At 38.6% G+C, this 24,841-nt stretch carries 25 protein-coding genes; 7 read left to right on the top strand and 18 right to left on the bottom strand.

The genetic code is table 11. The features are described 5' to 3' along the window. Positions 1 to 25: 25 nt before the first annotated feature. From cbpB to ACZ5AE_RS08900, 4 genes are all read right to left on the bottom strand, one after another. The gene (cbpB, locus tag ACZ5AE_RS08915; protein ID WP_464571449.1) at positions 26 to 469 is read right to left on the bottom strand and encodes a cyclic-di-AMP-binding protein CbpB; all 444 of its coding nucleotides are present in this window, start codon (positions 467 to 469) and stop codon (positions 26 to 28) included. 105 nt (positions 470 to 574) lie between these two features. Further along, entirely contained in the window at positions 575 to 811 is a 237-nt protein-coding gene (locus ACZ5AE_RS08910; RefSeq protein WP_464571447.1) for a YkuJ family protein, read from the bottom strand. A gap of 227 nt (positions 812 to 1,038) precedes the next feature. After that, the gene (locus ACZ5AE_RS08905; protein ID WP_464571445.1) at positions 1,039 to 1,275 is read right to left on the bottom strand and encodes a hypothetical protein; all 237 of its coding nucleotides are present in this window, start codon (positions 1,273 to 1,275) and stop codon (positions 1,039 to 1,041) included. A 64-nt stretch (positions 1,276 to 1,339) separates the two neighbouring features. Continuing rightward, entirely contained in the window at positions 1,340 to 2,551 is a 1,212-nt protein-coding gene (locus ACZ5AE_RS08900; protein WP_464571443.1) for an EAL domain-containing protein, read from the bottom strand. A gap of 145 nt (positions 2,552 to 2,696) precedes the next feature. On the opposite strand from ACZ5AE_RS08900, the gene ACZ5AE_RS08895 reads away from it, so the two are divergent. Continuing rightward, positions 2,697 to 3,539, top strand: coding sequence for a C39 family peptidase (locus ACZ5AE_RS08895; protein ID WP_464571441.1), 843 nt, complete (start codon positions 2,697 to 2,699; stop codon positions 3,537 to 3,539). Between the two features lie 154 nt (positions 3,540 to 3,693). Beyond that, positions 3,694 to 4,560, top strand: a complete 867-nt coding sequence (locus ACZ5AE_RS08890) for a metallophosphoesterase (RefSeq protein WP_464571439.1) — start codon at positions 3,694 to 3,696, stop codon at positions 4,558 to 4,560. Here ACZ5AE_RS08890 and ACZ5AE_RS08885 read toward each other — a convergent pair. Further along, positions 4,549 to 6,657: a sensor domain-containing protein gene (locus ACZ5AE_RS08885; protein ID WP_464571437.1), complete on the bottom strand. Its 2,109-nt coding sequence runs from the start codon at positions 6,655 to 6,657 to the stop codon at positions 4,549 to 4,551. The two genes, ACZ5AE_RS08890 and ACZ5AE_RS08885, sit on opposite strands and share 12 nt — an antisense overlap. Positions 6,658 to 6,857: 200 nt before the next feature. Here ACZ5AE_RS08885 and ACZ5AE_RS08880 point away from each other — a divergent pair, with 200 nt between their 5' ends. Continuing rightward, entirely contained in the window at positions 6,858 to 7,343 is a 486-nt protein-coding gene (locus ACZ5AE_RS08880; RefSeq protein WP_464571435.1) for a YkyB family protein, read from the top strand. 127 nt (positions 7,344 to 7,470) lie between these two features. Beyond that, positions 7,471 to 8,619, top strand: a complete 1,149-nt coding sequence (locus ACZ5AE_RS08875; RefSeq protein WP_464571433.1) for an aminotransferase A — start codon at positions 7,471 to 7,473, stop codon at positions 8,617 to 8,619. A gap of 36 nt (positions 8,620 to 8,655) precedes the next feature. Here the strand turns inward: ACZ5AE_RS08875 and ACZ5AE_RS08870 are convergent, their stop codons facing one another. From ACZ5AE_RS08870 to ACZ5AE_RS08825, 10 genes are all read right to left on the bottom strand, one after another. Continuing rightward, positions 8,656 to 8,832, bottom strand: coding sequence for a hypothetical protein (locus ACZ5AE_RS08870; RefSeq protein ID WP_464571431.1), 177 nt, complete (start codon positions 8,830 to 8,832; stop codon positions 8,656 to 8,658). An 82-nt stretch (positions 8,833 to 8,914) separates the two neighbouring features. Next, the gene (locus tag ACZ5AE_RS08865; RefSeq protein ID WP_464571429.1) at positions 8,915 to 9,793 is read right to left on the bottom strand and encodes an NAD(P)-dependent oxidoreductase; all 879 of its coding nucleotides are present in this window, start codon (positions 9,791 to 9,793) and stop codon (positions 8,915 to 8,917) included. Positions 9,794 to 9,884: 91 nt separating this feature from the next. After that, positions 9,885 to 10,355 carry a hypothetical protein gene (locus tag ACZ5AE_RS08860; RefSeq protein WP_464571427.1) on the bottom strand — a complete coding sequence of 157 codons (471 nt, stop codon included), beginning with the start codon at positions 10,353 to 10,355 and terminating at the stop codon, positions 9,885 to 9,887. Positions 10,356 to 10,578: 223 nt separating this feature from the next. Next, complete coding sequence (locus ACZ5AE_RS08855) at positions 10,579 to 11,214, bottom strand: FMN-dependent NADH-azoreductase (protein ID WP_464573579.1); 636 nt, start codon at positions 11,212 to 11,214, stop codon at positions 10,579 to 10,581. A gap of 190 nt (positions 11,215 to 11,404) precedes the next feature. Continuing rightward, positions 11,405 to 11,551 (bottom strand): hypothetical protein, encoded by a 147-nt coding sequence (locus ACZ5AE_RS08850; RefSeq protein WP_464571425.1) that lies wholly within the window; start codon positions 11,549 to 11,551, stop codon positions 11,405 to 11,407. 226 nt (positions 11,552 to 11,777) lie between these two features. Further along, positions 11,778 to 13,490 (bottom strand): phosphoenolpyruvate--protein phosphotransferase, encoded by a 1,713-nt coding sequence (ptsP, locus tag ACZ5AE_RS08845; protein WP_464571423.1) that lies wholly within the window; start codon positions 13,488 to 13,490, stop codon positions 11,778 to 11,780. Continuing rightward, positions 13,490 to 13,756, bottom strand: a complete 267-nt coding sequence (locus ACZ5AE_RS08840) for a phosphocarrier protein HPr (RefSeq protein ID WP_464571421.1) — start codon at positions 13,754 to 13,756, stop codon at positions 13,490 to 13,492. Before ACZ5AE_RS08840 ends, ptsP begins: the two co-directional genes overlap by 1 nt. 339 nt (positions 13,757 to 14,095) lie before the next feature. After that, positions 14,096 to 15,754, bottom strand: coding sequence for a glycerol-3-phosphate dehydrogenase/oxidase (locus ACZ5AE_RS08835; RefSeq protein WP_464571419.1), 1,659 nt, complete (start codon positions 15,752 to 15,754; stop codon positions 14,096 to 14,098). Positions 15,755 to 15,924: 170 nt separating this feature from the next. Continuing rightward, the gene (gene glpK, locus ACZ5AE_RS08830; RefSeq protein WP_464571417.1) at positions 15,925 to 17,415 is read right to left on the bottom strand and encodes a glycerol kinase GlpK; all 1,491 of its coding nucleotides are present in this window, start codon (positions 17,413 to 17,415) and stop codon (positions 15,925 to 15,927) included. Positions 17,416 to 17,633: 218 nt separating this feature from the next. Continuing rightward, a complete protein-coding gene (locus tag ACZ5AE_RS08825; protein WP_464573578.1) occupies positions 17,634 to 17,828 on the bottom strand; it encodes a hypothetical protein in 195 nt (64 codons plus the stop codon). Positions 17,829 to 18,062: 234 nt separating this feature from the next. On the opposite strand from ACZ5AE_RS08825, the gene ACZ5AE_RS08820 reads away from it, so the two are divergent. After that, positions 18,063 to 18,251, top strand: a complete 189-nt coding sequence (locus ACZ5AE_RS08820) for a YkvS family protein (protein ID WP_464571415.1) — start codon at positions 18,063 to 18,065, stop codon at positions 18,249 to 18,251. A gap of 68 nt (positions 18,252 to 18,319) precedes the next feature. Here the strand turns inward: ACZ5AE_RS08820 and ACZ5AE_RS08815 are convergent, their stop codons facing one another. After that, on the bottom strand, positions 18,320 to 18,439 hold the full coding sequence (locus ACZ5AE_RS08815) for a DUF6254 family protein (RefSeq protein WP_464571413.1): 120 nt from the start codon (positions 18,437 to 18,439) through the stop codon (positions 18,320 to 18,322). Between the two features lie 126 nt (positions 18,440 to 18,565). On the opposite strand from ACZ5AE_RS08815, the gene ACZ5AE_RS08810 reads away from it, so the two are divergent. Continuing rightward, positions 18,566 to 19,180 (top strand): lysostaphin resistance A-like protein, encoded by a 615-nt coding sequence (locus ACZ5AE_RS08810; RefSeq protein WP_464571411.1) that lies wholly within the window; start codon positions 18,566 to 18,568, stop codon positions 19,178 to 19,180. 16 nt (positions 19,181 to 19,196) lie between these two features. Here the strand turns inward: ACZ5AE_RS08810 and ACZ5AE_RS08805 are convergent, their stop codons facing one another. After that, positions 19,197 to 20,258, bottom strand: coding sequence for a YkvI family membrane protein (locus ACZ5AE_RS08805; RefSeq protein ID WP_464571409.1), 1,062 nt, complete (start codon positions 20,256 to 20,258; stop codon positions 19,197 to 19,199). A gap of 203 nt (positions 20,259 to 20,461) precedes the next feature. On the opposite strand from ACZ5AE_RS08805, the gene ACZ5AE_RS08800 reads away from it, so the two are divergent. Further along, positions 20,462 to 22,618 (top strand): ATP-dependent Clp protease ATP-binding subunit, encoded by a 2,157-nt coding sequence (locus tag ACZ5AE_RS08800; protein WP_464571407.1) that lies wholly within the window; start codon positions 20,462 to 20,464, stop codon positions 22,616 to 22,618. Positions 22,619 to 23,070: 452 nt separating this feature from the next. On the opposite strand, the gene ACZ5AE_RS08795 is transcribed toward ACZ5AE_RS08800, so the two are convergent. After that, positions 23,071 to 24,765 (bottom strand): M3 family oligoendopeptidase, encoded by a 1,695-nt coding sequence (locus ACZ5AE_RS08795; protein WP_464571405.1) that lies wholly within the window; start codon positions 24,763 to 24,765, stop codon positions 23,071 to 23,073. Positions 24,766 to 24,841: the final 76 nt, after the last annotated feature.

The following is a 24,841-nucleotide window of genomic DNA, read 5'->3' as shown; positions in this document are numbered from 1 at the left end:
AAAAGGGGGCCTTGCTTTCCATAAGTTATCTATTACCGCGCTTGATAAACAAATTTAATTGATTTAATACCGTGCTTCTTGGTAAAATCCCCTCAAAAAACCCATCTTCTGTCTCAACGCATAGAAATGGGTGAGTAACGAGCAAATCTAAACATTTATTAAATGGGGAGGATATTGTGACTCTAGGTATAGACTTTTTCATAACTTCTTCTACCCGTCTTTGTTCAAGCTTTTCAAATTCAATTCTTTCAAGACCTAAAATGGAATCCATTATAATGGGTGTACTAATTAAACCTTGAAGCTTATAGGATGGATCCAAAACAGGAATAGCCGTGTAGCCGCTTTTCGTTAAAACCAACAAAGCATGTTCCACACTATTTCCGATTTGTACATGTGCTACCCGCTCAGATGGAATAATCAAGTCCTTTATCATTAATTCCAGAAATTCCCCGCTGGGAAGATTAATCATCACCGAAAACTCCTCATGTTTGTTTTTCTACAGACTTATTTTATCATAGTTTTCGGACCTCATGTTACAATTTAAAACTAGTTAAAAAAGGAACCATTCAGGTTCCTATTGAATCAAGTCAAAAATTTCGATTGTAATCATATCAATATTATCAAATTGATATCGTTTTGGCTTTTCCTTCTCAAGATAGACCTCTAACTCAAATGTTTCTGTTTTTGGATGGAAAGTGACTTGACATTTCCTTTCTCCATTTACCTCAAAATAACGTTGCGCCGGCTCTCCACTAGCGGATTGTTCTTGAAGATTTTTTAATCTTGTTAATATACCTTGAAGCTGTGACATGGGCTTATCTCCTTTCAAACACAAACAAGCATTTCTATAAATTTAGGTTTTGCATTTGACATGTTTCTATCCTAATGAATTATTTTTATCAATAAAAAAGTCATCTTTTAAACATGCCAATATTAAAAGAATAAAATAACGACATCTATTTGTCCAAATAAAAATGAAAAAATTGGCTAAAAAATTTTAAAAACGGAAAAAGAAGGCCCTCATTGACTGAGACCTTCTCAAAAAAATCTGATTGCTATAAAAAGTATGATAAACAAAGCCAGTGCAAAGAAGATGCCGTAGGATAATAAAATAGGGTTTTTAACATATACATTTTTTTGAATTCCTTTGTCTAACTGGGTATCAAATTCACCCTCCACAGCTTTTTGCTGCCTGCCAAGTGCAAGTGTATAAATGAGGGAAACAGCCAAAATACCAACAATAAGAACGGCAACCGTCATTTCAAAAAGAGTCATTGAGCATTTCTCCTTTAAAGATAAACTATATCTTTAAATTGCCACTCCATGACACATTCTATTCTTACAGCAATTGATCGTGTTCAAACAAATATTGGTATGAAATATCTATAAATAAGTATTCACTTCCATTGATGGGAAACGAAAAGGTTCGAATCGGCTCACCGGTTTCAATATCACTATAAAGGTCCGACAAAATGCCTTTTCTTTCATTTCGCATTTTGATGATGTTCTCTAGAAAATACGGTCTCCAGCTCCAGTTTTTATTGATATATTCAGTCTGGATGCTCCAGCCTCCGGCTTCCTTAAAAAGATTGGCCGACTTTTGAAAGCCGTCTTCATCACAAATATATAACCGAAAAACAATGTGATCCATTTCTTTTCCAAGGGCATGCAGGAGCTCTTCATAGCCGGACTTCCGGTTCTTCGTTACAATTTCCTGAACCTTTGCTTGAAAATATTCAGCAGTTGTATAAACAGCTTCCAATTTTCTTTTTTCATATACAATAAAGTCATGGAATTTTTCCTTTAATCGGGGTTTTAAGAAATCCCGGCTGATAAATTCCGCGGCTGGAGGGTGCAAATAGAAACCCTGATAAAAACGGCCGCCATTTTTCCAAGCAAACTGCAGTTGGTAGCTCATCTCAATATTTTCAAACAAGAGCGTTGCTCCAATTTTTCTAGCAAGGATCGACACGGAGAATAAAACATCATTGAAATTGGTACCAGTTGAGGTTGATTTTAACGCTTCTAAGTTAATTTTTAAAATATCCGGTTCAAGCTCCCCGATTCGTTCAAAAAAATGGTTTTCACTGCCAAGGTTTGCAATGGCAATTTTAATTCCATAGGTCCGATAATATTGCAAAAGATTATCAAATTGGTCTAAATCTCCTGAATAGTTATGATCAGAAATTTCAAGGACAATTCGACTTAACTTAAAACCCTTGCTTTCAAATTCTAAAAGCTCCTGCAGAAATGGTTCACCATGTCCATACATAAGCAACTCAGCATTCCGGTTAAGGAATATGCTGACATCTTCATCCAGATCCTCTGCCTTTTCCAGCGCTTTTCGAACTAAAAGCAAATCAACTTCGAATTTATATTCTTCAGGAATTTGTTCATCACAAAAAAAGGGACCTAAGCTTATAACATTTTCTGCTGATTTATATCTTCCTAACACTTCATAGGCGATTACACGCTGTTCATCGGCACTAAAAATCGGCTGGAAATAAGGAAAAACATCATTTAAATTTGAGAGTATTTCCAGTGCATCCATCCAAAGTACCTCCAAAAAATTGTTAATTTTATTATACCATACGCTAATAAATTACCGTCTGTTCTTTGCCAAAAGGATACCATTATAACCCCAAAGAAACAATCAAACAATATGGTTAGCTCTTCAAAAAAGAGGAGGTAAGGATGTGAAAAAGCTATGTCTATTCGCTTTAATCCTTCCATTGCTTGGGTGCAGCCATTTTGATGAAAATAACAAAGTGAGTTCTAAGCAAAACAATATTAAGCAAGAACCTCCGATCATTGAGGATGACAAATCCAAGAACGTCTCTTCTACAAAAGAGGAAAATCGCTCCTATAATTTAAATGACCTAAACAGTCAGATAATAAATATAAACCAAGAAAAAGAAGCAGTAAAACCCTTTGTAAAAAAGGAATCCACTTTATTGGATGTTATCTTGATCCGGCAAACACCAGAGCTTAGAAACGGATGTGAAGTGACCAGCCTAGCGATGATGCTAAACTATGCCGGGGTTCAAACAAACAAAATGGAGTTGTACCGGTTGATAAAAAAAGACCCCGATCCGCTCATCAAATCACCAAAAGGTGATTTCTTGCATTGGGGGAATCCCGATCACGGATTTGTTGGTGATATGACCGGGAAACAACCAGGGTATGCTGCCTTTGAGCAGCCAATGATTGATTTAATAAATCAAAAGCTACCGGGCAGAGCGGTTAATTTGACCAAGCAGCCATTTGAAAAAATATTGGAACATGTTTCAAGTGGGTTTCCTGTCGTAATCTGGACAACAGGTGATTATCGTCTCCCAGATAGGTGGGAAGCCTGGAATCATGGAAAAGAATATATAAAAACACCGCTTGATTTGCACGTCGTCTTGCTCGTCGGCTATGACGCGGGTAATGTTTATCTGAATGATCCACTTTCAGGAAGGAAACAAGTCAAAGTAAACAAAGAGCAATTCATTGCTTCATGGAATGCCCTAGAAAATCGGGCCGTTAGTTATAAATAAACAACAAAGAGCAGCCAACAGGCTGCTTTTTTGTTGGTATCTTTTATGACTTTTCAGAATAAACACTAACATGAGCCTTTATTCTTGCAATAAGCTTTATTTTTTCCGAAATTACATAAGGGACTCTAATAAAACAATAGGCTGGTAATAAAAAATGTTTCATAATCTAACTCGGAGGACATTTATTAAAAGAACTTTTGGTTCCCTGCTAACAGTCTTTGGAATAGGTGCAGGGGGATATTATTATGCAAATCGAATTGAACCATCTCTTCTTGAAATTAAACAATTGGAAATCATCCATGAACGAATACCCAGCAGCTTTAACGGAAAAAAAATAGTCCAATTCAGTGACACCCATCTCGGCTTTCAATATTCCTTGGAAAAGTTTACAGGTTTAGTTGATACCATAAATGACCTCCAGCCGGACATTATTGTATTTACGGGCGATTTAATGGACGAGCCAAATAAATATTTGAAAACGAATCAGCTCGGGCCAATTCTAAAGAAATTACATGCGCCATTAGGAAAGTATTGTATATATGGGAACCATGATCATGGGGGATACGGCTCAGAAATATATCGGGAAATTATGAACACAGCGGAGTTTACTATCCTGTTAAATTCATCAGTTTCAGTTGCCTTAGAGGATAACAGTTTTATCAACCTGCTTGGGATTGATGACCGCATGCTAGGCAGACCTGATATAACCACTGCCATAAAAAATGTTCCAAAAACTTGTTTTAAAATATTATTATCACACGCGCCAGATATGGCCGATACAGCAAGTGAATACCCTATTGAATGGCAGCTGAGCGGACACAGTCACGGCGGTCAGGTTAAACTTCCGTTTATCGGCGCTCTAGTTATTCCACCTTTTGCAAAGATTTATCAGGAAGGTCATTACATTGTCCGCGGCCGCCATGAGCTAAATCTTTATGTAAATAGGGGAATCGGCACAACACGCCTGCCTTTCCGATTTATGGCCAAGCCAGAGCTTACCGTGTTTACTTTAAAAAATTAAAAAGCGCTCTTCCAGCAAGGCTGGCGGGATAGGCTCAGAATAATAAAAACCCTGAATTTTGTGGCAGCCCGCCTGAATTAAAAATTCAGCCTGTTCTTTCCTTTCAACGCCCTCGGCAATCACTTCAAGGCCAAGACTCCTGCCAAGATGGATAATAGTCGATGTGATTGCTGCATCCTTATTATCGTCTAATATTTCCTTGATGAACGATTGGTCGATTTTCAGACAATCAAGCGGGAACCTTTTCAAATAGTTTAACGATGAATACTCTGTTCCAAAATCATCAACTGAAATTAAAAGACCCAAGTCCTTCAGCTTTCTTAGAAGGGGGATTGTTTCCTTCATGTCCCGCATAATACCTTCGGTAATTTCAATTTCTAATGACGAAGGCTGAACTGAATATTTATTAATCATCGATTGAATAAAAGAAACCAAATTAGGCTGTTGAAATTGTTTCGGTGAAATATTTAAAGCAATCCGTATACCCATGATTCCTTTATCATTCCAGCTTTTAATTTGTTTACAGGCATTTTCTATTACCCAGTTCCCTATTGAAACAATGAGGCCTGTATCTTCAGCGATTGGAATAAAAACCCCTGGGGCAATCCAGCCGAACTCTGTATTCTTCCAGCGCAGAAGCGCCTCAAAAGATGCAGCTTTTCCGGTCAAGACATCTATTTGAGGCTGATAATACAATGTAAGCTCGCCTTTGTCTATCGCTCTTCTTAGATGAGTTTCCAAAGTTACAATATTGGAAAATAACGAATTCATATCTGATCGATAAAATTGGTAATGTGCCCTGCCTCTCTCTTTTACGCGAAAAAGCGCTTCATCCGCATTCTTAATTAACATTTCTGCATCTTTCCCATCATTTGGGTACATGCTGATTCCAATGCTTGGAGAGATAAAATACTCATGAGAATTAAAATAAAAAGATTGAGAAAAGGAAGTAAGCAGCTTTCCTATAAATAAATTAGCCCCAGAGCGATTTGTGTTAAGCAATAGAATAGTAAATTCATCCCCACCAACCCGATAAATAAAACAGCATTCATTTTGGAATTGTAATAACCGATTGGAAACCTGCTTTAAAATTTCATCCCCAGCCAAATGCCCAAGAGTATCGTTCAAATATTTAAATCTGTCTAAGTCGATTGAGATTAAAGCAAACTCCTCAGCCTGATAATGATAATGGTCAGCCGGGATACGTTCATTTAAATGATCGAGCAGGGCCCGGCGGTTATATAATCCCGTTAATTGATCATGAAATGCCATGAATTTTATCATTTCCATGTTTTTTGCCTGCTCTGACAAATCTCTTAAAATTATGTAGACCCCGTTTATTTCTCCGTATACGGCAATTGGTACTGTTTTTATATGTACAATGAGCCGTTTCCCTTTATTGTTCAAAATTTTACAATCCAGGGACTCAAGAGAAAAACCGGAACACGTTTTTTCGATAAGACTTTTAAAATTTTCCAAATCATGGTCATCAATTAAATCATAAATCGACCGATTTGAAAGATGCCTTTGCAATGCCCCCGTCAAAACAGCAGCCGCAGGGTTGGCTTCGATTATCTTTCCTTCCGGGCTAATGATAATAATCGCATCCAAGTTATGGTCAACTATAGACCGGTAACGCTGCTCACTTTCGCGGATTCTTTTTCTCTCAAGGGACCATTCTGTAATATCTCTTGTTACTGCTATAATATAACGGATGACGCTATCCTCATCATAGATTGGAGTTAAAATGGATTCCCCGTAAACCTCTTTCCCGTTATCGCCATAAAATACATCGTCAAAAGTAATGATTTCCCTTTTTTTTAATAGTTTCTCATACATTCGCTGAAGCGATTTGGCAAAATCCTTTGGCAGAACATCCTGAAAGGTTCTCCCTATTGCCTCCACATTTAGGTTTGCCTTTCTCATTCCTGCCTCATTGATAAACAAGTATCGAAAGCTAGGGCCTTCTTCCACTTTCACGACAAATACCAAATCCTGTATATATTGAAAAATAATATCGAAGATGATTTCCTGTATTTTTGGCCCGGCTTTCCCGGATTCAATTTCACTTATAAAAAACTGATTGAATTGGGTCATATCATCATCCTCACGAAAAAATAAATTTTTTCATTATCTATACCATATTTCTAAATTTATTTTACAACGAAATAATTTGTTTGGAACTAATTTATAGAAAATAATGACTATTCTACGAAAATTTTTCCTCTTTTACTTATTGTATTTCTATTTTCCTTAAAAAAACGGTATAATATAATTGTCTAATAAAGAAAGGAGATATGATTTTGAATCCCGACCAGAAACCCCCCCATAAAAAAGTAAACCTAACCATCGAAAACCTCTCACAAGCTGTCTTTATCGTGAATCGACATGCAAAGACAGCGCCAAATCCCAAGTTTTTGTATAAACTAAAACAAGAATCATTAAAGAAATTGATTGAAGAAGGTAAAGCAAAAAAAGTCGGTCTTCACTTTTCCGAACATCCAAGAAATAGTCAGCAGCAATCCGATGTTTTAGTAAAATGCGGAAATTACCTATTCCACATTCCGCCTACCAAGAGTGACTTTATGGATCTTCCTCATTTAGGAAAATTGGACGGACATATCCGAAATCCAAAGGCAGTACTGTCCCTTAATGCAGCAAAAGCCCTGTTGCAGGCCTATACTGGGATAACTGAGCTAGATCCTCCGCCAGGCAGCCCTAGAAAAAGGCCTCGGACCTACCAAAAACCGATCTTTAAAAAATTGGGTGAAAGATATTCATAGTGGATTAAAAGCCGGACTTTTCCGGCCTTTTTCATTTGTTCTAAATAGTAGCAACAACTCTAGTATTTATTCTATAATTAAGCAAAAATAACTTTTATTGATTTTATCGCGGGAAGGACGGACAATTTTGGAGCATTTACTTAATAAACGTGTAAAAAATATTGAAATTTCAGGGATTCGAAGGTTTTCCAATATGGTTTCCCATGTTGAGGACGTAATTTCCTTAACAATCGGACAGCCTGATTTCCCTACTCCTGAGCATGTAAAAAAAGCAGGTATCGAAGCAATTACTGATAATTTTACCTCTTATACACATAATGCTGGAACAATAGAATTAAGAAAGGCTGCTTGTGAATTTGTAAAGAAAAAGTATCATTTGGACTACCAGCCGGAATCGGAAGTAATAGTCACTATGGGAGCAAGTGAAGCAATTGATATTGCCTTAAGGACCATCTTAACAGAAGGCACTGAGGTTATTTTACCCGGACCGATATACCCAGGTTACGAACCGGTGATCCGAATGATGGGGGCGCATCCGGTCTATAGCGATATTCGCAAAAATCAGTTTCGGTTCACTCTGGATATGATAAAACCATACATAACAGAAAAGACTCGCTGTATCGTCCTCCCTTATCCATCAAATCCTACCGGGGTAAGTCTAAACGAAGGTGAGTTAAGGGAAATAGCGGATTATTTAAGGGATAAAGATATATTCATTCTTGCTGACGAAATATACAGCGAGCTTTCCTATAACCAGACGCATTATTCGATCGCAAGCTTTCTTAAAGAACAAACAATAGTCATTAATGGATTATCTAAGTCCCATTCGATGACGGGCTGGCGAATCGGCTTTTTGTTTGCTCCTGAAAATATTGCAAAGCATATCTTAAAGGTTCATCAATATAATGTTTCATGTGCAAATTCCATCGCTCAAAAAGCTGCATATGAGGCGCTTACAGCAGGATTTGATGACGCTCTTTCGATGAAACAGGAATATGAAAAGCGTCGTGATTATGTCTATCAGCGCCTTGTGATGATGGGTTTTGAAGTGGTAAAGCCAGACGGTGCCTTTTACTTCTTTGTAAAAATCCCCAGCACAATTGCTTTAAATAGCTTCGATTTTGCATATAAACTTGTGAATGACGCAAAAGTAGCAGTAGTGCCCGGTAGTGCTTTTTCTGAATACGGAGAAGGGTTTTTCCGTTTATCCTTTGCCTGCTCAAGGAATACTCTTGAAGAAGGGCTCAATCGAATCGAACAGTTCCTGAAAAAGTAAAAGAGGCCATCGGCCTCTTTTACTTTTTTAGGGATCTCACCCCTTATATTTTCCGTTGTTTTTCGCTGCTTTTACCTTTTTAGCCTTATCATGATGAATTTTATTTGTATCGGTCGAGCCCATTTCGTGGGCAAATTCTTCATTTAATACTGCAGAATCAAAACCTTTTTTGTTTTTTTGCTGCGGATCGTTTTTCTTTGTTCGCTTTGCCATCAAGCATTCCTCCTATTTTAGTTTCTAGAATAGTTTCATGTAGGCAGGAGGAATTTATGCCTGGCAGTTTGTGGCCGGTCTGCTACTTTTTCCAGTACTTATATAAAGCTTGTGTGCCACTATTTTCTTCACCAAGTAAAGCTAATTTATCATACATGGATTTTGCCAAAGCCAATCCTGGCACTTCCATATCCATACGTTCAGCCTCATCCAAGGCTATTTTCATATCTTTAATAAAATGCTTTATGTAAAATCCAGGCTCAAAATCCCCTTTTAACATTCTTGGCGCCAAATTGCTCAATGACCAGCTTCCAGCAGCACCTGCAGTGATACTTTTTAAAACAGTATCTGGATCAAGTCCCGCCTTTTCTGCATAAATAATGGCTTCACAAACACCTATCATATTAGAAGCAATCGCAATTTGGTTGCACATCTTGGTATGCTGTCCTGCTCCTGCCTTTCCTTGGTAAACAATATTGGTTCCCAACAATTTTAATAGCGGGTGAACAGCTTCAAAGGCATCATAGTCTCCGCCAATCATAATGGAGAGCTTTGCATCCCTGGCACCAATATCACCGCCGGAAACAGGAGCATCAATCGCATGGATGTCTCTTTTTTTAGCCTCATTGTATATTTTTTCAGCGAGAGAAGGTGAAGAAGTCGTCATATCAATATAATAGCTGCCCGGAATTCCTCTTGGAATTAATCCGTTTTCACCCAAATAGACCTCCTCATCATCGTTTGGATACCCTACCATCGTAATGACCACGTTCGCCTTTTCAGCAACGGCCCCCGGGGATTCTGCCCAGAAAGCTCCTTTTTCGATTAATCCTGCAGCTTTTTCTTTTGTTCTCGAATAAACCATTACAGGAAATCCGGCAGCGAGCAGATGACCTGCCATGCTTTTCCCCATCACACCTATTCCAATAAAACCGATTACTGTATTATCTGGTGTTAACAAAAAAATCTCTCCTCTCATCTATTTGTTATTATTTTAGCATTTTCCTTCAATATTATCGTAATAAAAAAGACCGAACTAGTTTATTCCGGTCTTACAGTTCAGACGAAAAATTTGTTAAAAAGGCTCTGCCAAAGACCTTTTTGTTATTGAACACTTCGATAGAGACAGCGTTATTCTGTTCAATCATATTTTGAAGTTCTTGGATATGCAAATCCTTTTGCAGCGGAATCGGTTCCATAAAAATATATTTCTCCTTGTTTCCTTTAACGTCTATATATTCTCCGTTAATAACCTGCTCCTCACCATAGACAATTTCCCGCCTTCCGATGGCAGCCGCCAAGCAGTCATCATGGATGGTTACTTTCACCTTATATAATTGGTGTCCCTCTAAAATTTCATTGTTTATTCGAAAGCGAAATTGGATTTCGTTATTTTTCGTTAGCAGCGCATCCGCATAACGGTTTGCAATTAATTCATTGGAAGTCAGTACTCCACATCCGCCTAATAAAAAAGACCCAATAATGATATAGAGGCCTAAAATAACTTTAAACTTTTTATTCATTTTGACCACTCCTTTATATCTAACACCATCGCCAAAATTTTTTGGTGTTAAACATAAGGAGAAGCATAAATTCTTTCTATCAATTACCGTGTTATTTATTTAGTAATATAGACCTCACAACAGGCCTGTTATCAGAGACAATCAATTCATAATATTATATCCATTCAAAAAAGAGGCTGCCCCTAAAGGATAAACTCTTGGGACGCCTCTGTCATACTTTGCTTTAAAATGTATGGGCTAAATCCTTTGCGCGCGCAATTGCTTTTTCTTTGATTTCCTGAGCCTTGTCAGGCATGGCATTATGCCCTTCCACAAACAGTCCTTCGAAGGAAGGTACACCGAAGAAACTCATCATGACACTAATATAACGGTGCCCCATTTCCATTTCTGCAGCAGGACCTGAGGAATAAAAACCACCTCTTGCTTGGATATGCAAGGCTTTCTTATCAGTTAATAGACCAATTGGACCTTTCTCTGTATATTTAAATGTTTTGCCTGCAACCGCAACCGAATCAAGATATGCCTTCATTACCGGCGGAAATGAGAAATTCCATAAAGGGGTAACAAAAACATACTTGTCTGCAGCAATAAATTGCTCACTTAACTCATTTAAACGTCCTACTTTTGCCTTTTCGTCTGCTGATAAATCATCAAAGGACTGTCCGGAACGAAGCTTACCCCATCCGCTGAACACATCCACATCAATCTGTGGGATTTGTTCGGAATACAAATCCAAATGAATTACTTCATCATTAGGATTAACTTGTTTGTACGTATCGATAAATTCCTTTGCTACTGCCATACTGTATGATTGTGTCTCATCGTGAGGGTGTGCTGTGATGTATAAAACCTGTGTCATATTAGTCACCTTTCTTGTTGAATTCATATGTTTATTGTGAATCAAAATTATTTTTTTAACCAAAAAATATATCTTGGATTAAAATAATTGTAATTCAGGAAAACTTTAAAATAAAAACCTGTACGTATCAAATATTCTGCTTGGATAAAAAAAATGAATTTGTCATTTTTGACAAATCCATTAGTAATTATTATTCATTTACTTCCATTGAATAAGGATTTTTACCTATATTCTTTCTCATTTCTTCGGTCATAAAGAAAGGTTCGTTTCCCACAGCTTCATTTACTGATTGATCAAGATGAAAACTGCCGTCATAATGCACTGGTTTTTGCTCCATAAATTTATCCACCCCTAAAAAGATTTACACTTAAGATGCCCAAATTTCGATCGTATTACTTAGGAGGCCTTTGAATTTTCACCATACTATAGTCACGCTATTCAGGTCTTTATAACTATTATTATAACTGAAAATTCTTGGAAAGAATAGAATTAATTAAAAATAAAAACAGTTAAAAAGGACTAGCCATAAATTAGCCAGTCCTTAAAAATTGTTTTGTTTTAATTTACTTTACAGCAGCATTTACTGCTTCAATTACCTGATCAGTTGTCTGCATGTTCAAGACCTGCTGTGCAAGCTTTTCCATATCAGATTTTTGTAGATTTTTAATCAATGAGCGTGCTTTAAGAATAGAAGTGGCGCTCATTGAGAATTCGTCAAGTCCAAGACCGAGCAGAATTGGAATCGCCGTTTCGTCGCCAGCCATTTCACCGCACATACCGGCCCATTTACCTTCTGCGTGAGCAGCATCGATGACCATTTTTACTAATCGTAAAATTGATGGGCTATATGGCTGGTATAGATAGGATACACGCTGATTCATACGGTCGGCTGCCATTGTATATTGAATCAAATCATTCGTACCAATACTGAAGAAATCTACTTCTTTGGCGAATTGATCAGCCAGAACCGCAGTTGATGGAATCTCAACCATGATACCAAGTTCAATTTTATCAGCAACCTTTTGCCCTTCTGAGTTCAACTTTTGCTTTTCCTCTTCAAGAATATTTCTTGCTGACCTGAATTCGTCTAGAGTGGCAATCATCGGAAACATAATTTTCAAGTTCCCGTATACACTTGCGCGTAACAAGGCCCTAAGCTGGGTCCGGAAAATCCCTTGCTCTTCCAGACATAAACGAATCGCTCGGAAGCCTAAGAATGGGTTCATCTCTTTCGGTAATTCCAAGTATGGAAGCTCTTTGTCGCCGCCAATGTCCAATGTCCGAACTACGACTGGCTTTCCTTCCATTCCTACTAGGACTGCCTTATATGCCTCGAACTGTTCTTCCTCTGTTGGCAGCTGGTCTCGTCCCATATAAAGGAATTCAGTACGATACAGGCCAACACCCTCGCCGCCATTTTCTTTGACTCCTTTTAAATCTTTTGGAGTACCGATGTTAGCAGCCAGTTCAACATGATGCCCGTCGGCGGAAACAGTAGGCTCGTTGACAAGCTTGCCCCATTCAGCTTTTTGCATTTCGAACTCTTCATGAACTTTTTTGTACTGCTCCACGAGTTCAGGAGTTGGGTTAATATGTACTTCACCTTTAAGTCCATCGACAATAACTAAATCGCCATTTTGAATTTCTTCGGTAGCTGTCTTGGTTCCAACGACCGCAGGAATTTCCAATGAACGCGCCATAATAGCGGAGTGGGATGTCCGTCCGCCAATATTTGTCGTAAATCCTTTTACAAATTTACGGTTTAATTGAGCTGTATCCGAAGGGGTCAGATCTTCTGAAACGATAATGACTTCCTCTGCAATCATGCTTGGATTTGGCAACTGCACGCCTAATAAATGAGCCAGTACGCGCTTAGTAACGTCGCGGATATCCGCAGCACGCTCCTTCATGTATTCATTATCCATTTGTTCGAACATCATCACAAACATATCAGCAGTTTCTTTAAGCGCCGCTTCTGCATTTATGTTCTCGGACCCGATCTTATCTTCAATCGGATTATTTAATTCAGGATCACTTAAAACTAGGAGATGAGCTTCAAAAATTGCCGCCTTATCTGCTCCAAGGTCAACCTTGGCACGGTCGCGAATAATTTCAAGCTCTGACTTGGCTTTTGCCATTGCATTACTAAAACGAATAAGTTCTGCTGAAACATCATCAACTTTTTTCTGTTCAAATGATAAATCCGGCTCAACAAGACGGTATGCTTTCGCAATTGCAATACCATTTGATGCAGCAATACCATGTAAAAACGCCATTATTCAGCTAATCCTTCTTTTTTCAATGTTTCTTCTAAGCTGCTAAGAGCATCATTTGCATCGCTGCCTTCAGCCGTAATTTTGATTTCGGCTCCCTTGCCGATCCCTAGGGACATTACGCCCATAATTGATTTTAAATTAACTGTTTTGCCTTTATATTCAAGATTAATTTCAGAATCATATCGGCTAGCAGTTTGTACTAATAGTGTCGCGGGTCTTGCATGAATTCCTGTATCAGCTGTTACTGTAAATTGTTTTTCTGTCATCTTTTATCAAACTCCTTTAATATGTAGATAAATAAAAATTAATGCCCACTTTCATAAAATAGCCAAAATACCTTCTTTAGTCAATTAAGACCTTAAAGAAATTAAAGTAAAAGAATTTAATTATATTTTCCCCTGAAAGTTCTTTAAACATGTAATGATTATTTTCTATCAAGGTAATATAGTTATGGTACAAATGGTAGAATAGCATTTTCTTTAAATTCATTCAAATATTTTGAGTTTTAATTCACAAAAACGTCAAAAACATTAAAAACCATCCAAACGGACGGTTTTATTGAGGTTTATTCTTTAGTTTCCACTCACTGCCTCAAGAGGATTATACTATTCATCGACTGGTTTAACTGCGGACATTAAAGCCTCTTCAACCAATAAGGAGTATTTCGAATTCTCATTGTCGGTCCAATCAAATTTGTCAGACATATATTTTATAACTTGTTTTTTATATTTCTGAACTAAATGTATATCAAATAAAATTGTTCCCGTGCGCCGATTTAAGAAATCAAGTGGGGAAGCAACCATTTCCTGCTCGATCGAATAAACTAGTTTGGCGAATAAATCCAATGGAAGCATGTATTTTGCTGCGTCATCCTTATCCCTGCTTAAGAGTTCAAAGACTGTGTCAATATTTGATCCGTACATTCTCGCTAATTTTTCAGCTTCTATACTCGTCAGGCCGATCTCTATCCCTTTCTGGACTTGTTTTGAAACATAAGTATTTAAATTCGCAGAACCCCCTACATTGCCGCCTGATATCGGCATATTTTTTGTCTGACATGTTGGAAGAGTTCTTCCTTCTTCTAATAGAAATTTATTTACCAGTAAATCAACAACTGTCTCCGCCATTTTTCGGTACCCCGTTAATTTACCTCCGTCGATCGTAATCAAGCCAGACTTAGACTCCCAAATTTCATCCTTTCGGGAAATTTCCGACGGGTCTTTTCCTTCCTCATAGATTAGCGGTCGTACACCAGCCCAGCTCGATTCGATATCCTGTTCCGTAATTTTAACGTCTGGAAACATATAATTAATGGCATTTATAATATACGAGCGGTCTGATTTTGTCATTTGTGGATTTACCGCATCTTCATTATAAAAAGTATCAGTCGTACCTACATAAGCTTTCCCATTTCTCGGGATTGCGAAAACCATCCGGCCATCTGGAGTATCAAAATATATTGCTTGCTTTAACGGGAAGCTCGATTGGTCGATAACAACATGAACTCCTTTTGAAAGCTTCAGTGTTTTCCCTTTTTTAGATTTGTCCATCTCGCGGATGTTATCAACCCAAGGGCCGGCAGCATTAACAATTTTTTTCGCTCTGATTTCATATTTTTCACCAGTTATCTGATCCTCAACAACTACTCCGACAAGTTTTCCATTTTCATAAATAAGCTTGGTTACCTTAGTATAATTACAAGCAATTGCTCCATTTTCAACTGCGGCCTTCATTACTTCAATTGTCAGTCTAGCATCATCAGTCCGATATTCAACATAGTAGCCTCCGCCTTTTAAACCCTCCTTTTTCACAAGGGGCTCCTTGGCTAGAGTTTCTTCTACTGATAACATGGTACGTCGTTCAGATTTTTTTACGTCTGCCAAAAAGTCATATACCCGTAGTGCAATCGAAGTGCTGAACGGACCGAAAGTACCACCTTTATGCATAGGCAAAAGCATCCATTCAGGTGTCGTTACATGAGGTCCATTTTCATACACAATGGCCCTTTCCTTACCTACTTCAGCCACCATCTTCACTTCAAATTGTTTTAAATAACGCAGCCCGCCATGGACCAGCTTCGTTGATCTGCTAGAGGTTCCTGCCGCAAAATCCTGCATTTCGACTAAGGCTGTACTCATTCCTCTAGTCGCAGCGTCTAATGCAATTCCTGCACCTGTAATGCCTCCGCCAATTACTAAAATGTCAAATCGTTCACTTTTTAGTTTAGTAGCAATTTCAATACGATTTAAATTTGAAAATTTCATTATCATTTCCTCCAATTTAATTGCCATATTATATGCAAACTTTTTTTGGGGGAAATAAAAAGAGACCACAAAAGCCATTATCAATTTTTCGATAATGTTTTGTGGTCTCTCCATTTCTCCAGACAAATTAACTTGTTATATCATACCATAATTTACTTAATAGGTATGAATTATTTAAAAACCATCGCTGCTTTTACAGCCTTTTTCCAGCCGGCATACAATCCAGTTCGGATTTCTTCTGACATGGTTGGATTGAATTGATCATCAATAGCCCATTGTTTTGAAATTTCCTCTTGGCTTTGCCAGAATCCGACTGCAAGACCTGCCAAATAGGCTGCTCCAAGTGCAGTCGTTTCATTAATGACTGGTCTTTCAACCGGTACATTGAGGATATTGCTTTGGAAATTCATTAAGAGGTTATTCTTTACAGCGCCACCGTCAACTCGTAAGGTTTTCAATTTAATACCTGAATCGGCTTCCATCGCAGATAACACATCTTTTGTTTGGTAAGCCAGTGATTCAAGCGTCGCCCTAATAAAATGTTCTTTTGTTGTACCTCGTGTCAGGCCAAAAACTGCCCCACGGACTTCACTATCCCAATATGGTGTACCTAATCCAACGAATGCCGGTACAATATATACCCCTTCAGTCGATTCCACCTTTTCAGCATAGATCTCGCTGTCCTTTGCATCCTTGAACATCCTTAATCCATCACGCAGCCATTGGATTGCAGATCCAGCAACAAATATACTACCTTCCAGCGCATATTCAACCGTGCCATTCAATCCCCAAGCAATCGTTGTCAGCAGACCATGGTCTGAACGGACAGCCTTTTCCCCAGTATTCATTAACATAAAGCAGCCTGTGCCATACGTATTTTTGGCCATCCCTTTTACGAAGCATGCCTGGCCAAACAAGGCTGCCTGCTGGTCACCTGCAACACCGGCAATCGGTATTTCTTTTCCAAAAAAGTGATAATCGATTGTGTTGGCATAAACCTCAGATGATGGGCGAACTTCAGGCAACATGGACTTTGGAACATATAATATTTCCAATAGTTCATCGTCCCATTGCAGCTCATGGATGTTAAACATCAGCGTACGGGAAGCATTGGAATAATCCGTCACATGGGCCCGCCTGCCGGACAATTTCCAAATCAGCCAAGTGTCAATTGTCCCGAATAACAATTCCCCTGCTTCCGCTCTTTCCCGCGCTCCAACAACATTGTCCAAAATCCATTTTACTTTCGTTCCTGAAAAATAGGCATCAATCAGCAAACCTGTTTTATTTCGAAAGGTCTCCTGATACCCTTTTTCTTTTAACTCATCACAAACTTCGCTCGTTTGTCTAGACTGCCAGACGATTGCGTTATAAACAGGAACTCCTGTTTCTTTATCCCAAATAACAGTTGTTTCCCGCTGATTAGTAATGCCGATTCCGGCAACCTGTTCGGGTTTCACTTCCGATTCCGAGAGGACAGCAGCTATAACGGCAAGAATAGAACCCCAAATTTCATTTGGATTGTGCTCTACCCAGCCCGGTTTCGGAAAATACTGGGTAAATTCCTTCTGTGCGGAATGAATTATTTCGCCACTTTGATTAAAAAGAATTGCACGGGAACTTGTAGTTCCCTGATCAAGTGACAAAATATACTGTTCCATATTTCCACCTCACATTTAAAAAAGGAGAACCACAAATTAGCTGCATTAAACGAGCACTCTGTGTTACTCCTTATCTGATTAGATATTATTCGTTATGGCCATTCCCTCATCTCCCGGAAAGTTTCTTTTAAATAAGTAACCCTTTTATTTTATCAAATTTCCACACTTTTCTAAACATACCAACAAAAAAGAACCCTATAAATAATGGGTTCGTTCATTTAACTTCTTGGCTCTTTTAAATATTGGTAAAGTACATCTCCATTACGCTGAGCAATGCCGCGGAAATGTTTAAAATCTTTTCTTTTTACCAGCACCTGACGGAAATCCATAAATTCTTCAACTTTAACGTAGTATTCGGAAAGCTCTCCGTTCTTAAGACGATCTAAGATATCGTTAATAGTTTCTTCCCTCATTTTTCTGCACCTCTTTCCACTACCATATTTTAACGTAAAAACCGCTTTTAAAGCTAATTTCACTCCTTAATATGAAAACGTTACCATAATCTAATTTTATTTCCAGAATTTTTTTACAAAAACATATAAGAAATTAACTAAATTGTAACATTAACACCTTTACGAATTTGGAAAAATAGTGCAAACTGTTATTTAAATAGTTTTAAAGTTTGCTAGATAAGGGAGAGAGGAAATTTGAAAAAAGCAGAGGTAGGTAATATCATCGAATTTCGTGGCGGACTGCAAGGAGTTGTTGAAAAAGTGAATGAAAATTCTGTAATAGTTGACTTAACATATATGGATAATTATCGTGATCTAGAATTAGATCAGCGTACAGTTGTTAATCATAAAAATTATAAGGTAATCAAAGAAACCGCTTACTAATTATTTGAAAAGGCAGAATGCACACAAAATGCACACTGCCTTTTCTTCTTTTTATATCAGAAAACCGATTATTTTCCTTGGTCCGCTTCTTTTGAAAGTTCTTTAAATGATTTAACCTTGCCATGAGGATTTTGATCCTGCTTTCTGACCGTCCATTCACGTTCCTTTTGACTTTCTGATTTACTCATTCTCTTCACTCCTTTCTCGATTATATTTTTTTCATTTAAAGATATTCTTATCATCGTTATTGGATAAAATGTATATTGAAATCTTTTCCTATACATATTAAGTTTTGATTTTCGAAGGAGCCTATTATGGAATTAAAAAGAACCCTGGATTTACGTCTATTAACCGGATTGATTATCGCCCATGCACTTCTCTTTTTTTCTTTTCATGATAAGGCGATATTTTGGTACATTTTTTCCGGTTCCATCCTAATACTAATCGCCTTTGCCACGTTTCAGGGAGACGTGGCAGATGAGGCCTCTTTTATCAAATATTTATTTATAGGCGTTATCTCCGGTTTATTATTATATTTGCTTTTTTGGATTGGCTATCAGCTTTTCGAAATGGCCAATTCTAGCTTTAAAAGAGATGTAAGACGTTTGTACCGATGGTTTGCCCCTTCGTTATTCTGGCACTATTTTGCCTTGATTTTAGTGGCGGCACCGGGCGAAGAGATGTTCTGGAGAGGGTTTGTCCAAAATAGACTGTTAAAATACCTGAAACCGAACATCGCCATTATTGCTGGCTCTATATTATATGGGTCAGTTCATATTTATTCGGGGTCTTATTTACTAGTGTTCGCTGCATTTGTCTCCGGCCTTGTGTGGGGGGCTTTATACTTTTGGAAAAAAAGCATGCCGCTCGTAATTGTATCTCATATCATTTTTGACATGATGATGTTTATTTTTCGACCACTAATATAAAAAGCAGCTGACCTGATCAGCTGCTTTTTGAGTTTCTTTCTGGCGGCGTAAATGGCTTCATCCAAAGGAGAATAAAAAAACTCATACAAATATAGCCGAACAATGGATATAGATAGGACAAAAGTGTTCCATAATTCACCAGGCTGATCAAGTAAGATACTGTAAAAATAGCTGTTACAGAAACCAGCGTCGGTACAGACATATATTGCTTCAGTTGGCGGTCGAGACCAAAAACATTGCCAATAACTGAAGTAAAAATCTCTCCATAAATGATAAGTACAAAAATCCAATAAAAAAACGGGGCTAAATTTCTCATAATAACTGCCATCGGAATTTCATATAATTCCAGGTTTGGGAGCATGATTAAGGTAAAGTGACTGGCAATTAATATTACCGTTAATGCCACACCACCAAGAATCCCCCCCCATTTGATTGTCCAATCGTCCTTCACTTCTGATGCAATCGGCACTAGTACCGCTTGAGCAAGTCCAAGATTCAAGGCAGCATATGAAAATGGTGCAATAACGCTTTTCCACCCATCCGAAGCATGAGGTATATACAAAAAATGCTCTAAAAAGTTTGGCATTTGCAAAGACAGAAGCATTAAAATCAGACTAAAGCCAATCATTAAGGGAACAACAAAGGTATTGACAGCAAAAAGTCCCTTAGTACCTATAAGGATTACTAAATAAGATAAAAAAATTGTGATAAACACACCTGCACTTTTAGGTAATCCCAGCTGTTCTTCAAAAACAGCCCCTGCTCCTGCCAGCATGACGGCACTTACCCCCAGCAGCATAAATAGCATAAAAAAATTGATGATGCCTCCCGCCCATTTTCCAAATAAATAATCATTAAATTCCTGGTACGATTTTGCATTAATTTGCGCAGCAATCCGCATTAGTTTTGATCCGATCACAACGAAAAGGTAGCCGCTCATTAATATACTTATAAAGCCAAAGAAACCAAACCGTGAGAAAAATTCCACGATTTCTTTTCCTGTGGCGAATCCTGCTCCTACAACGGTCCCCACATAAACTGCCGCTATTTGAAAGGCTTGATTCCAGCTTTTTTTCACATCATCTCCCCCTTATCACAAATATATGACCAAAGGGACAAACAATGACGAGCTTTTTCTCGTACGCATATTTTCCTATCATGGAAAAAATTTCTCCAAGCAAAAGGCTTGAAAGTCAAAAAAGGTCAGAGTATACTATGGTCGTAAGGTCAAATATAGTCAAAGTCAAATTGATAAAAGCAAATAACAGGGAGGTTGTTTACATGCTTTGTCAAAAATGTAATCAAAATCAAGCGAATGTACAATTAAACATGAATGTTAATGGGCAGCATCATGATTTGAAACTTTGCCATGAATGTTATACAAAGGAGAAAAAAGCATTAGGTGCTGGCTTTGGAATGAATATGAACCCATTCAACAGTTTTCCATTTGAAGAGCTGTTTGCAAACAAGAACTTTTCCCAAGGTCACATTCCAAAGGGTCAATATGCTCCTGCAGCTGAAAATAAAAACGGCCGCGGCGGCTTTATCGATCAATTTGGCCGCAACCTTACACAAATGGCTAAAGCCGGTCTAATTGACCCGGTTATTGGCCGTGATCATGAGATAATACGCGTCATTGAGGTATTAAACAGAAGAAATAAAAACAATCCTGTGTTAATTGGTGAACCTGGCGTTGGTAAAACGGCAATAGCGGAAGGGCTCGCCTTAAAAATTGCCAATGGCGATGTACCAAGCAAGTTGCAAAATAAAGAAATCTATTTATTAGATGTAGCTTCTTTAGTTGCCAATACCGGAATCCGCGGTCAATTTGAAGAGCGGATGAAGCAGTTAATTGCAGAATTACAGGAGCGGAAAAACATCATTTTATTTATTGATGAAATCCATCTGCTTGTTGGTGCAGGCTCTGCTGAAGGCTCTATGGATGCCGGCAACATTTTAAAACCTGCTCTTGCCCGCGGTGAACTTCAGGTTGTCGGTGCTACGACATTAAAAGAATATCGCCAAATTGAAAAGGATTCAGCCTTAGAACGCCGCTTCCAGCCTATCCAGGTTCAAGAGCCTGATACAGATGCAGCCATCGCCATCCTTAAAGGAATTCAGAAGAAATACGAGGACTTTCATGAGGTCAATTATTCAGACGAAGCCATCCGCGCTTGTGTGACCTTATCGCAGCGCTATATTCAAGACCGCTTTTTACCTGATAAGGCGATTGATTTACTAGATGAATCAGGATCAAAGCTAAATCTAACTTCAGATTATCGGAATAATGAACAAATCGAGGCACGACTTAAGGCAATTGCGGCAGAAAAGGAAACAGCATTGAAAAAGGAAAATTATGAACTTGCAGCAAAGCTTCGTGATGAAGAAGCTCAACTTGAAAAGGCATTAAATAGTGCCTCAAAGACGGAGCGGCCAGTTGTTACAGTTTCTGATATTCAAAAAATTATTGAAGAAAAAACAGGCATTCCGGTCGGGAAACTTCAAGAAGACGAGCAACTTAAAATGAAATCACTTGAAGAGAATTTGAATAAGAAGGTTATTGGCCAGGAGCAAGCCGTTCAGAAGGTCGCAAAAGCTGTTCGCCGCAGCCGTGCCGGATTAAAAGCAAAAAACCGTCCGATCGGGTCCTTCTTATTTGTCGGTCCAACAGGAGTTGGTAAAACAGAATTATCTAAGACTCTTGCGGAAGAATTATTTGGTACGAAGGATTCGATGATTCGACTTGATATGAGCGAATACATGGAAAAACACAGTGTCTCAAAATTAATCGGGTCTCCTCCAGGGTATGTCGGCCATGAGGAGGCTGGTCAATTAACCGAAAAAGTCCGCCGCAACCCATATAGCATTATTCTCTTGGATGAGATTGAAAAGGCCCATCCGGACGTCATGCATATGTTCCTGCAAATCCTTGAGGACGGACGCCTTACTGACAGCCAAGGGAGAGTGGTAAGCTTTAAAGACACCGTCATCATTATGACAAGTAATGCCGGCGTTGGACACAAAGACATTCGCGTTGGCTTTGGAACAACTGAAGCGGTTGAAGAAGCAAATATTCTTGATTCTCTTGGAAACTTCTTCAAGCCGGAATTTCTAAACCGTTTTGACTGCATCATTGAATTCAAATCACTTGAAAAAGAGCATATCTTAACGATTGTCGACCTAATGGTTGCCGAATTGCAGGAAACTTTAAAAGAACAAAGCATTGAATTAACCATTTCAGCAGAAGTAAAAGAACAATTAGCTGAGATGGGCTATCACCCTGCATTTGGTGCACGCCCATTAAGACGGGTCATTCAAGACCAGCTTGAAGATAAAATAACAGATTTTATTTTGGATCAGCCCGATGCGAAAAAGCTGGCGGCCATTTTAGAAGACGGCCAATTGAAGGTTATTTCAGAAGCGGCAATAATTTATTAAGGCTCTTTTCGTAAAGTTTGTTGTTTTTGGGAATAACTCTGTCCGTTCCTTTCCGCTACAGGCGCTCAGCAAACCCGCGGGGAGGAAGTCGAGCCTCCTCGACGTTCCGTCTGCAGGGTCTCGACCTTTCCTCTATTTCCCGCAGGAGTCAAGCACCTTTCGCTCCAATCCACTCAGTGTTTTCAATATAGTTAAAAGCAACAATCTCTGAGAAAAGAGTCTTTATTAAAGTGCGAAGCCAAACTGGCTTCGCTTTTTTTAACATTTGTTTTAAAACCTTATGATCGCCCTTTTCAAAAAACTCCTACAAATGTAGGGATTAAATAAATGGAAAAAATTGCTATAAAATTACGATGAAGATGTTAATTCTAAAATTTTCGACTCACAAGTACATCAGCAGAATCCATAAAAAAAGAGCGATGACTGATTAGAGGCCATCGCTCTTCTTCTTTTTACAGCTTTTTATCATCAACTGAATTTAACCACTTTTCAATTTCTCCGACCACTGATTCGACACAGCCGTTCTCAAATGGAGAAATTAAATTCGCTGCCTCCACCAGCTTAGTGAAGGACATGCTGCCGCCAAGCTTACACAGTTTGACATAATCTGCCCATGCCACTGGATGATTCTCCCTAGATCTTTTCCAGAATTGGAACGCACAAATTTGCGCAAGCGTATAGTCAATATAATAGAACGGTGAATTATAAATATGTCCCTGGCGCTGCCAAAACCCACCTTTTTCTAGGTACTCATTGCCGTCATAATCCTTATGCGGCAGATATTTTTTCTCAATTTCCCGCCATTTCAGCTTTCTCTCTTTTGGAGAAGCCCCGGGATTTTCATATACCCAATGCTGGAACTCATCAACAGAAACCCCATACGGCAGGAACAAGAGCGCATCACTAAGATGAGAAAACTTATATTTATCGGTGTCTTCTTTAAAGAACAGCTCCATCCATGGCCAGGTGAAAAACTCCATACTCATCGAATGAATTTCACATGCCTCATACGTTGGCCAATTATATTCAGGTATCTCGAATTGACGGCTCGAATATACCTGGAAGGCATGGCCGGCCTCATGTGTCAGGACATCAATATCACCGGATGTGCCATTGAAGTTTGAGAATATAAACGGCGCTTTATAATTTTCGATGTAGGTACAATAGCCCCCGCTTGCTTTCCCCTTCTTGGCAACAAGGTCCATCAAATTATTTTCCATCATAAAGGAAAAAAATTCTCCAGTTTCCTTTGAAAGATCCTGATACATTTTTTGTCCGTTCTCAATAATCCATTCCGGGCTTCCCTTAGGTACAGCATTTCCGGACTCGAACACAAAGCCTTCATCATAGAATTTTAATTTTTCGAGGCCAAGCCGTTCCCGTTGCCGATCTTTTAATTTAGATGCAATTGGGACAATAAAGTCTTTTACTTGCTGACGGAAATTTGCCACCATTTCGGCGTTGTAATCGGTTCTCATCATGCGATGATAACCAAGCTCGACAAAGTTTTTATACCCAAGCTCCTGGGCAATTTCAGTTCTAACCTTTACCAGTTCGTCATAAATCCGGTCAAAATCCGTTTCATGCTCTGCAAAGAAACCAAACTTCGCAGTGCTGGCGCGCTTACGCGTCTCCCGGTCTGTCGATTCAATAAACGGATCGATTTGCGCAAGTGTACGCTCTTCCCCTTCAAAATCGATTTTCGCCGACGCTACAAGCTTTGTGTATTCTGATGATAATCGGTTTTCCCTTTGCAGCAAAGGGACAATTTCCGGTTTAAAGGTCTTTAACTGACTTTCAGCAAGGGCGAAAAGCTGAGTGCCCCACTTGTTTTCCAATTGCGTCCGGAATTTGGATTCCACCAAAGCCTGATAATATTCTGTAATTAAACCTTCCACCTCAGGTTGGATTTCATCCATGTAATCCTGCTCATTTTTATAAAATTCATCATTCGTATCAATGGTATGGCGAATATTACAAAGATTGAACATCGTCCCCAAGTCATTTCTCAGTTGATTGATTTCATTCATGGCCCCGCTTTGCTTTTCCACTGAATCAGCGTATTTGAAGCGCTCTAATGCTTCATTGAATTTTGCCCGAACCTGGTCTAAGTTAGGTCTTATGTAAGTATACTGTTCAAAGCCCATGAAAAAACCCCCTTTTTTCATTTTTTTCGGCTATATTCATTTCGACACTATTGATTAATATTCCTTTTTGCAAAAA

This window comes from Neobacillus sp. S1227 (assembly GCF_055385255.1).
Note: the sequence above shows the minus strand (reverse complement) of the source record. Positions and strands in the feature narration are given on the sequence as shown.